Genomic DNA, 9088 nt, shown 5'->3' on the forward strand with positions numbered 1-9088 from the left:
GTTCGCAAGAACCTCGCCGTCCACGTTTCTCTTTCTTCAATCTTCACAATGTCAAAGAGCTGACCCATCGGCTACAAACCGGACACGTCATTTTGGAAGCAAAGCTTCCGGAGTTCTTAGAGACAAAACCATCTATCCGGTTGCCCGGCAGATCGTCTGCCCTTTCAGAAACTGCTAAACAGTGGGAGCAGCAAGTGCTCGGCGTCGTTAGCGTTCGTGGGTTTTAGTCAGAAGCTTTTGCTTCGTCAACACCCATTTTCGTGAATTCCGAAATCTTTCGAAATCCACTAAACTAATTTCAAATTTACATTTGATTTCAGTCGTTTGCCGCGTCGCTCAGTGCCGGTAGGCGCTGTGCTCTGCAGCGATGACCGGGTTATAGGGGCGGCCCTGTTTCCTGTCCAGAGCCCTCGACAAAAATCGATGTGATTCAGCTTTTTGGCGCACGTCGCTTTGTGAAGAAGCGGATTGAGTCAGTAGCGTTTGCAACGCTGTCCCGAGTTATCCACCTGGGGGAAGATTTTTGGCAGCAGCACGCTCAAGAGACTGAAATGTCAGTTCGTTTTGGGTTTAGAGCGGAATCGTAGGCGTTTTGCGAGTCGAGTGCCTCTCGAAAACGCCCACCTTTTCCCTCGTGAACTGTCACACCACCGGGCTGATCAGGGGTTCACCCGCAAAATGACGGTCGAGATTGGCGACTAAGAGCGCCCCCATTGCGTCGCGGGTCTGGTGGGTCGCACTGCCCTGATGCGGGGAGAGGACGACATTATCCAAGGCAAAGAGCGCTTCGGGAACCTTTGGCTCTTCAACAAAGACGTCCAAGGCAGCGCCGCCGAGTTTCTTGTTCGTCAACAGTTCGACCAGAGCGGGTTCATCGACGAGCGTCCCGCGCGCCACATTAACGAGATAGCCTTGCGGTCCGAGCGCTTCGAGCACGGCTCGCGAGACAATGCTTTCTGTGGATTTGCCGCCCGGAGCGATCACCACGAGCCAATCACTGTCGCGCGCCATGTCTTCGAGCTTGTCGTAAAACGTGTATGGGACATTGTCCTGCTTGGAGCGTCCGTAATAGACGACACGCATCTTCATTGCTTGCAGTCGGCAGGCGATTTCCTTGCCGATACGACCAAGGCCCAAAATGCCGACGGTTTTGCCAGTGAGCTCCGAGAAGAGTCCCATGCCCCCGTTGAGCCAATGGCCATTGCGCACGAACTGGTCGCCCTGTGGGATTCGGCGCGCCAGCGAGATCATGAGCCCGACGGTCAGCTCGGCCACGGCGTCGTTGAGGACATCGGGTGTGTTGGTGACGCGAATGTTCTTCGCCTTAGCGGTAGCCGTGTCGATATTATCGTAACCAACGCCAAAGCTTGAGATTATTTCGAGATTAGGTAGCGCATTCATGAGCTTTGCCTGAACGCCCGAACCGGCATGGGCGCGGATGCGCGCGCCATTGACCTTGAGCCACGCGTTCCTATCGGCCTGCTCATGCAGCTTGTGGACGATATACTTCTCCGCGAGGGCTTTTTCACAGCTGGCTAACAACGGGCCGGTCTGCAGGATTTCTATGGTCATTCTTCCCTCCTCGGAATAAGCGACTTGGCTCTACATTCCCAATATGTAGAGCCAGACTGAAATGGTAACCGCGGACAATATGGTGGCAATCAGTATCGTATTCGCTGCAACCGACACGCCTCGATCATAATAGGTGGCGAAGACATAGATGTTGACGCCAGCCGGCATGGCGGCGAGCAAAATTCCATAGCGGGCGATCTCCATCGGAATATGCAGCACCCAAATCATCAGCACATAGGCAATGGCCGGGTGCAGGATGAGTTTCATCAGCGAGGCCACGAAGGCCGGCCGCCAGTTCTCCGACAGTTTAAATTCATTGAGAGCCCCGCCGATGCCGAATAAGGCCACAGGCACCACGGCCTGACTCATCATGGTCAGAAAGGCTTCCGCCGGTTCGATCAATTGGAGATTGATCGTCGAGGCAATCATGCCCGCGGCAATGCCCCAGATCAGCGGATTGGTCGCCACACGCCGAATGGCAACGGTCAGCGTTGCGGCCAGAGATTTACCGTCCCGGCGCATCATCTCCATAGTGACCATGCCGGTGGTGAGCAGGATCGCGGCGTGCACGCCGATAATCGACAGCGTCACCGGCAGTGCCGCATCACCATAAGCGCGCGACATGATCGGCAGGCCAACCAGCACCGTATTGGTGAACATGGACGAAAAGCCAAAGGCGACGCTTTCGCCACGCGGTAGCTTGAACCAGCCCCGGCCCAACACAATGCCAATACCGAAGCAGATCCACGCGCCGAGATAAAACGGCCCGATAATGCCAAGATTAAAGGCTGAACTGAAATCGCTGGTTAGGATCGAGTGGAACAGCAAACACGGCGTCGCGAAATTGTTCACGAAAGCAATCAGCGCTTTCACGCCATCAGCTGGGAACAATCGATACCGCACCGCGCTATAGCCCAAGGCGATAAGCGCGAAGATCGGCACATTGACGGCTAGGATCGAGAGCATGGCCAGATGTCCGGGCCCGAGAAGGGATTAATCCATGCCCTAACCCTGCCAACGGCAGGGGTCAATGCATGTTTGTCGCACCACCAAAGCGAAACACAAAGCCTTCACAAACGAACCAATAAAACATACAAACGAAACACCTCTTGAAACGGCAGGATATCATGCTGGATATTTTCGTGATTGGCGGCGGCATCAATGGCGTAAGCATTGCGCGTGATGCTGTCGGACGCGGTTTTACCGTTGGCTTGGCGGAGATGAATGACCTGGCCTCTGGAACCAGCTCGGCGGCGACCAAGCTCATTCACGGTGGCCTGCGCTATCTCGAGCACTACGAGTTCCGCCTCGTCCACGAAGCGTTGGCCGAGCGCGAAGTGCTCTGGGCCACAGCGCCGCATATCATCTGGCCGCTGCGCTTTGTGCTGCCGCACCAAAAAGGCATGCGCCCGGCGGTTGTGCTGCGCACAGGTCTGGCCATGTATGATTATATGGGTGGTCGCAAACTCCTGCCGCCAACCAAAACCCTTGACCTGACCAAGGATGAAGCCGGAAAGCCCCTCAAGCCCGGCCATAAGCTGGGCTTTGAATATTCAGATTGCTGGGTCAATGACGCGCGCTTTGTGGTGCTCAATGCCCGGGACGCTGGCGATAGAGGCGCCGAAATTCATGTCCGCACCAAAGTCACTGCCGCCCGTCGCGAAGAGGGAGCTTGGACCATCGAGCTCGATGGCGAAGCAGGCAAGACTAGAGTTCGCGCTAAGATGCTGATCAATGCCGCTGGCCCATGGGTCGACGAGGTCATCAACGGGGTGATGGGCAAGAACGGCAAACACAATGTCCGTCTCGTTCAGGGCAGCCACATCGTGGTGAAGAAGCTCTACGAGCACGACCGGTGCTATTTCTTCCAAAACGGCGATGGCCGCATTTTCTTCGCCATTCCCTACGAGGACGATTTCACCCTCATCGGCACCACTGATCGCGATTTTCATGATGATCCGCGCAACGTGAAAATCAGCGAGGAAGAGACCTCCTATCTTCTCGCCGCTGCCAATGAGTATTTTGCGGACACGATCACCCGTGACGACATCGTCTGGACCTATTCCGGCGTGCGTCCACTTTATGATGACGGCGCGTCCGCGGCGCAGGAAGCCACGCGCGATTACGTTCTCAAGCTCGAAGGCGATTCGAGCACGGGTGCCGTACTCAACATTTTCGGTGGCAAACTGACGACCTCGCGCCGTCTCGCCGAAGCGGCACTGGAGAAAATTGAAGCCATCTTAGGACAGAGGGGCGCGGCCTGGACAAAGACTAGCACTCTGCCCGGTGGAGACTTCGGCGTGAAAAGTTTTGACGCTGAAGTTCGTCGCTTGGCAAAAGACTATTCTGCCCTGCCCCCATCTCTCCTGCGTCGGCTCATGCGCCTTTATGGCACCAAAGCGCGGGTTATTCTGGGCACGGCCCAAACTATTGCCGATCTCGGTCGCTCCTTCGGCTCCGACCTATACAGTCGCGAGGTCGATTATCTGGTTACACAAGAATGGGCTCGAACCGCACAAGACGTGCTATGGCGTCGAACCAAACAAGGGCTCCGCACCAGCGCCGAAGATGTGGCGCAGCTCGAGGCGTATCTGGCGACAAGCACGTCATAGGGCAGGCACGGACCGCAAGGGCACGCAGGGGAGGAAACAAATATGAAAAAGTTTGTGCTGGCCATCGATCAGGGCACCACATCGAGCCGCGCCATTGTCTTTGACGGCAACCGCAAAATTGTCGGTGTCGGGCAGAGTGAGTTCAAGCAGATTTTCCCAGAGGATGGCTGGGTCGAACATGATCCGGAAGAGATCTGGTCGACGGTTCAGTCTACAGTGAAAAAGGCCCTCAAAGAAGCCAAGCTTGAGGCCCGCGACATCGCCGCCATCGGAATCACCAATCAGCGCGAAACAGTGGTGATTTGGGACCGTGAAACCGGCGAGCCTATCTACAACGCCATCGTCTGGCAGGATCGCCGCACCGCTCGTGCTTGCGCCGAGCTTAAGGCCAATGGCCACGAAGAGCTCTTTACCAAGCGCACTGGCCTTTTGCTCGATCCCTACTTCTCGGGCACCAAGGTGAAATGGCTGCTTGACAAAGTGAGCACTGCTCGCGAGCGTGCCAATAAGGGCGAATTGGCCTTCGGCACGATTGACAGCTTCCTCATCTGGCGCCTTACCGGCGGCAAGATGCACGCGACAGATGCCACCAATGCCTCGCGCACCTTATTGTTCGACATCGCCAAGAACGAATGGGACAAAGAACTCTGCGAGATCCTCGACGTTCCCATGGCCATTCTCCCTGAGGTGAAGGATTGCGCCGACGATTTCGGTGTTACTGAGAAAAGTCTGTTCGGAGCAGAAATCCCAATTCTGGGCGTTGCGGGCGATCAGCATGCCGCCACCATTGGTCAGGCCTGCTTTGAGCCAGGCATGGTCAAGTCGACATATGGCACCGGCTGCTTCGCCGTGCTCAACACCGGCGCCGACATAGTGCGCTCGGAAAACCGCCTTCTCACCACCATTGCCTATCGTCTCAATGGCAAAACCGCCTACGCGCTTGAAGGTTCGATCTTTATTGCGGGCGCCGCAGTACAATGGATTAGAGACGGTCTAAAACTCGTCAAAGAAGCCAAAGAAACTGGCCCCCTGGCGCTCACCGCTGATCCGACGCAAAATGTGTATATGGTGCCGGCCTTTGTCGGCCTCGGCGCGCCGTGGTGGGATGCCGATGCGCGGGGCGCAATCTTTGGCCTGACCCGCAATACCGGCCCAGCCGAAATCGCCAAGGCCGCGCTCGAAGCCGTTTGCTACCAAACCGTCGATCTCATCGAAGCCATGAAGAAAGATTGGAAAGGGCAAGGCACAGACACTGTATTGCGCGTCGACGGCGGCATGGTCGCCTCAGATTGGACCATGCAGAGCTTGGCCAATTTGCTTGACGCGCCCGTTGATCGCCCTACCATTCTCGAAACCACTGCGCTCGGCGCGGCATGGTTGGCGGGCATGAAGGCTGGTGTTTGGCCGGGCATGCAAGAGTTTGCAGCCGCTTGGGAGCGGGATCAACGCTTTGAACCGGACATGGCCCCTAAGGAGCGCCTAGCCAAAATCGCCGGGTGGGACGACGCGGTACGCCGCGTCCTCACCCAATAGGATTTGGGAAATGGGCGGACCTATTAAGCGCCGCCCATTTCCACCTGTGGGCTTTCTGCCTCATCAGCAGCATCAGGTTGATTGAGGCTAGGATTATCCCGAATAAAAGCCGTGACCTCGTTATCGAGGGAACTCAGAAAACTCATGATCCGGTTGCCGTTTGAACCGAAATCATGCGCCGCCCCGATCGAAGCTGACCGCATGTCAATTTTCGAACCCGTCGACGTGGCCGAAATTCCAAAAACAACTTCCTCGCGCCAACCGATTAGTGTTGTCACACGGGCATTGATCCGGCCCGAAAATTCCGACGGCACTTGATCGAAGCGCACGTCCCAACCTTGTTGTGCGATGAGGCGCAACACAAGGGCGTGGAGTTCCTCACGCGCGATCGGATAGGCACGCGTAAGCGCACTTGGGAAGCTGTGCAAATGATCTTCACGAGACAACATGCGTGCATTCGGCATCACTGCCGTATCAGGCTCGAATGTCAGTGGAAGCAAACTTGTCGAAGCCGTCGCCACATCCGTCACATGCGGATAGCGCCACGCCAATTGTGCATGCCAAGCAAATGGCACCAGACATAAGAGCCCCCAAAACACCGCCCAGAAACAATTGCGCCACCCATGGTCGCCGGTGAACCACAGACGTAGCAGCGCAATCCCAGCCAAGAGCACTGCAAGGGCCGCGACCAGACCGGCAACCAAGGCCGCAATTTGGAACACATTGCTGGAGATCAAGCCGAGACGATGCAATACAACACTCAGCACCACCAATGGCACCGCTAGGCTACCTAAACGGCGGGCCCAAATGGCGGTCTTCGAGCTTCTGATCAATATGCGCAAGAGACGGGCATCCCCAGATTAGACCTCAAAATTAGTGGCAAGAGGTTGTCAGAAACTCAACTTTCCGGCCGTTACCTTAAGGATAGAGCCGCGTACGCGACCAATCGCTGTTGGCGGTACTGCGGGTGAACCGGACGCGATCGTGCAAGCGGAACTCGCCGTCTTTCCAAAATTCTATTTGTTTCGGCACAAGACGGAAACCCGACCAGTGGGGAGGCCGCGCCATCTCACCGTCCCCAATCATAGCCGTCAGTTGCTCAACCTCATCCATCATCTGCGCCCGACTACCCAATGGTCGGGATTGTTTGGAAGTCGCGGATGCAATGCGGCTCCCCTTCGCGCGAGAGGCGAAATAAGCGTCAGCGTCTTCGGCCGAAACTATCTCGACCTCACCCCGCAACCGCACTTGGCGGCGCAGGCTCTTCCAATGGAAAAGAAACGCCGCCCTCGGCTGGGCCACCAATTGTTGGCCCTTGGCACTTTCAAAATTGGTGAAGAAGCAAAATCCTCGTGCATCCCTCTGGTTCATCAGGACCATACGTACGTCAGGCAAACCATCAGCATCAACACTGGCGACCGCCATTGCGTGCGGATCATTAGGCTCGGAAACTTGCGCCAAAGCGAACCATTCTTCAAAAATGGCGAACGGATTGAGCTCGGATTGGTCCTGGTCGTCGAAGAGGAGATCTGTGAGAGGTTGGGCCATAGTGAGATTTCCTGCATTCAGTCGCGCAGCCCAACTGGACAAGGCCGTAGGGCGTCGCCATATAGGACTTGAAATAGAGGCGGAGCAACGCCTGAACTCTAAAGATTGGACCTAAATGCGCGATCCATACACCGTACTCGGCGTGTCGCGGTCCGCAAGCGACAAAGACATTAAGTCTGCCTATCGCAAGCTGGCCAAACAATATCATCCGGACCAAAACCCCGATGATCCGTCCGCTCATGCAAAGTTTGCTGAGGCAACTGGCGCCTATGATCTACTGAACAATCCCGAAAAACGCGGTCAATTCGATCGTGGTGAAATCGACGCTGACGGTAATCCAAAATTCGGTGGCTTTGGCGGCGGGGGATTTGGAGGGGGACGCACTGGTTCGCGTGGCAACGCGGGGGGCGGTTTTTCAGCCGAAGACATTCTCAAGGAGTTTATGAGCGGCTTTGGGGGACAACCGCGTGGCGGTAATCCAGGTGGCGGCACGCGAAATGCTGGCGCTGCTGGAGCCCAATGGGACCCCTTCACCGGTGGCGCGGCTAATGCAGGTCCCGGCACCAGCGGCAAGAATGAAGACCTGGTGATCACGGCCGCAGTGAGCCTAGAGGACGCACATAACGCTGCGTCCATTCCTGTTCGTATGCCCTCCGGGAAAGTGCTGAACGTAAAGCTTCCGGAAAAGGTCGAAGAAGGTCAGCAGATCCGACTTAAGGGTCAGGGCACAACCGACGTCTACGGGCAACCGGGTGACGCGCTCGTCACGGTCAAATTCGCCAAATCGAAAACCTTCCGCAAGGACGGCACCGACATCCGCACAGACGTGGCCGTTACACTCTACGAAGCCGTGCTCGGCGCCAAGGTTCGGGTGCCGACGTTGACCGGATCGGTTGAACTCAACCTCCCTCCCGGCGTGGACACGGCCAAAGCCCTACGCCTTAAGGGCAAGGGGCTTTATGGCGATGGTGACTTGTACGTCAACATCCGCGTCGTGTTGCCCCCAGGTGGTGATGCTGACTTAGAAGCGCTCGCCCGTTTTATGCGAGACCAAAAGCCCTACACTGTCCGCGACTAGTGACATTACAGTAGTTTTTCAAAGAGGCCCTTAAGGGCCTCTTTTTTATTCGCCCGGCCTCTGCCTACTGCAGTGGGAACTCGGACCCAACAGTGTCCACCCCGACGACATCAGCGATATAATACGTTGTCACTTGTGTTGGTTTGACGACACCTCCCTCGTCAACAGTAAGTGTAGGTCGGGCACAAATCTGCAAGCGAGCCACGTAGTCACGTACAATCCCTCCCTCTCTATCGACGCCTCGATGAGAGAGGCAACTCCCGTTGTTTGAGAGGGCGTCTTTGACGCCTGCGGGCGTAAGTGCACTCCTCCCCAACACATACCGCTCTGCCTCTCTGCCCCTTGCGGGGAGGGAATGAGGGTGGGGGTAGACTGAGGGATAAAACTCGGCTTCCTTCTCACCTCGCCCCCACGGGGAGAGGTCGGCCCTCTTGGGCCGAGTGAGGGGGCCTGGTTGCGCGCATGCAGCTCCAACCCAGCACACCGTTCCAGTCCCTCCCCCGGTTGCAGGGGAGTTAGGTGGGAGGAATTAGGTGGGGCAATCACCGCCCAGAAACGCAAAAAGCCCCGCTGGTGAGCGGGGCTTTTTGTATTTGGTTTTGATGATCGTCGAGAGATTTTATGTTTTTGGCAGACCTTGCAGTGACCTACTCTCCCAAGTCTTGAGACTTAGTACCATTGGCGCGGAGGAATTTGACGGTCGAGTTCGGGATGGGATCGGGTCTTGGGCTCCTCGCAAGAACCA

Annotated in this window: 8 protein-coding genes and 1 rRNA gene; 4 read left to right on the forward strand and 5 right to left on the reverse strand. The window is 56.4% G+C overall.

The genetic code is table 11. The features are described 5' to 3' along the window. The coding region (locus JHL21_RS17615) for a hypothetical protein (RefSeq protein ID WP_210338943.1) at positions 1-227 on the forward strand (227 nt) is incomplete at its 5' end. A gap of 415 nt (positions 228-642) precedes the next feature. Here JHL21_RS17615 and JHL21_RS17495 read toward each other — a convergent pair. Further along, complete coding sequence (locus JHL21_RS17495; protein WP_200214979.1) at positions 643-1572, reverse strand: 2-hydroxyacid dehydrogenase; 930 nt, start codon at positions 1570-1572, stop codon at positions 643-645. 30 nt (positions 1573-1602) lie between these two features. Further along, complete coding sequence (locus JHL21_RS17500; protein ID WP_200214980.1) at positions 1603-2538, reverse strand: AEC family transporter; 936 nt, start codon at positions 2536-2538, stop codon at positions 1603-1605. A gap of 161 nt (positions 2539-2699) precedes the next feature. Here JHL21_RS17500 and glpD point away from each other — a divergent pair, with 161 nt between their 5' ends. Both glpD and glpK read left to right on the forward strand, forming a co-directional pair. Continuing rightward, positions 2700-4184 carry a glycerol-3-phosphate dehydrogenase gene (gene glpD / locus JHL21_RS17505; protein ID WP_200214982.1) on the forward strand — a complete coding sequence of 495 codons (1485 nt, stop codon included), beginning with the start codon at positions 2700-2702 and terminating at the stop codon, positions 4182-4184. 42 nt (positions 4185-4226) lie between these two features. Continuing rightward, positions 4227-5717, forward strand: a complete 1491-nt coding sequence (gene glpK, locus JHL21_RS17510; protein WP_200214983.1) for a glycerol kinase GlpK — start codon at positions 4227-4229, stop codon at positions 5715-5717. Between the two features lie 23 nt (positions 5718-5740). Here the strand turns inward: glpK and JHL21_RS17515 are convergent, their stop codons facing one another. Both JHL21_RS17515 and pdxH read right to left on the reverse strand, forming a co-directional pair. Further along, positions 5741-6469 (reverse strand): DUF1499 domain-containing protein, encoded by a 729-nt coding sequence (locus JHL21_RS17515; RefSeq protein ID WP_210338944.1) that lies wholly within the window; start codon positions 6467-6469, stop codon positions 5741-5743. 166 nt (positions 6470-6635) lie between these two features. Then, positions 6636-7265, reverse strand: a complete 630-nt coding sequence (gene pdxH, locus JHL21_RS17520; protein WP_200214987.1) for a pyridoxamine 5'-phosphate oxidase — start codon at positions 7263-7265, stop codon at positions 6636-6638. 115 nt (positions 7266-7380) lie between these two features. Between pdxH and JHL21_RS17525 the strand changes: the two genes are divergently transcribed. Then, the gene (locus tag JHL21_RS17525; RefSeq protein ID WP_200214988.1) at positions 7381-8343 is read left to right on the forward strand and encodes a DnaJ C-terminal domain-containing protein; all 963 of its coding nucleotides are present in this window, start codon (positions 7381-7383) and stop codon (positions 8341-8343) included. Between the two features lie 634 nt (positions 8344-8977). Here the strand turns inward: JHL21_RS17525 and rrf are convergent. Then, positions 8978-9088: ribosomal RNA gene (rrf, locus tag JHL21_RS17530) — 5S ribosomal RNA — on the reverse strand; the annotation flags it as partial.

Source organism: Devosia sp. WQ 349K1, from assembly GCF_016595685.1.
Lineage (GTDB): Bacteria > Pseudomonadota > Alphaproteobacteria > Rhizobiales > Devosiaceae > Devosia.

Bases quoted from the DNA above. Each gene is read 5' to 3' on its own strand.
- JHL21_RS17495 (WP_200214979.1), bottom strand. From the start codon at position 1,572: ATGACCATAGAAATCCTGCAGACCGGCCCGTTGTTAGCCAGCTGTGAA.
- JHL21_RS17500 (WP_200214980.1), bottom strand. From the start codon at position 2,538: ATGCTCTCGATCCTAGCCGTCAATGTGCCGATCTTCGCGCTTATCGCC.
- glpD (WP_200214982.1), top strand. From the start codon at position 2,700: ATGCTGGATATTTTCGTGATTGGCGGCGGCATCAATGGCGTAAGCATT.
- glpK (WP_200214983.1), top strand. From the start codon at position 4,227: ATGAAAAAGTTTGTGCTGGCCATCGATCAGGGCACCACATCGAGCCGC.
- pdxH (WP_200214987.1), bottom strand. From the start codon at position 7,265: ATGGCCCAACCTCTCACAGATCTCCTCTTCGACGACCAGGACCAATCC.
- JHL21_RS17525 (WP_200214988.1), top strand. From the start codon at position 7,381: ATGCGCGATCCATACACCGTACTCGGCGTGTCGCGGTCCGCAAGCGAC.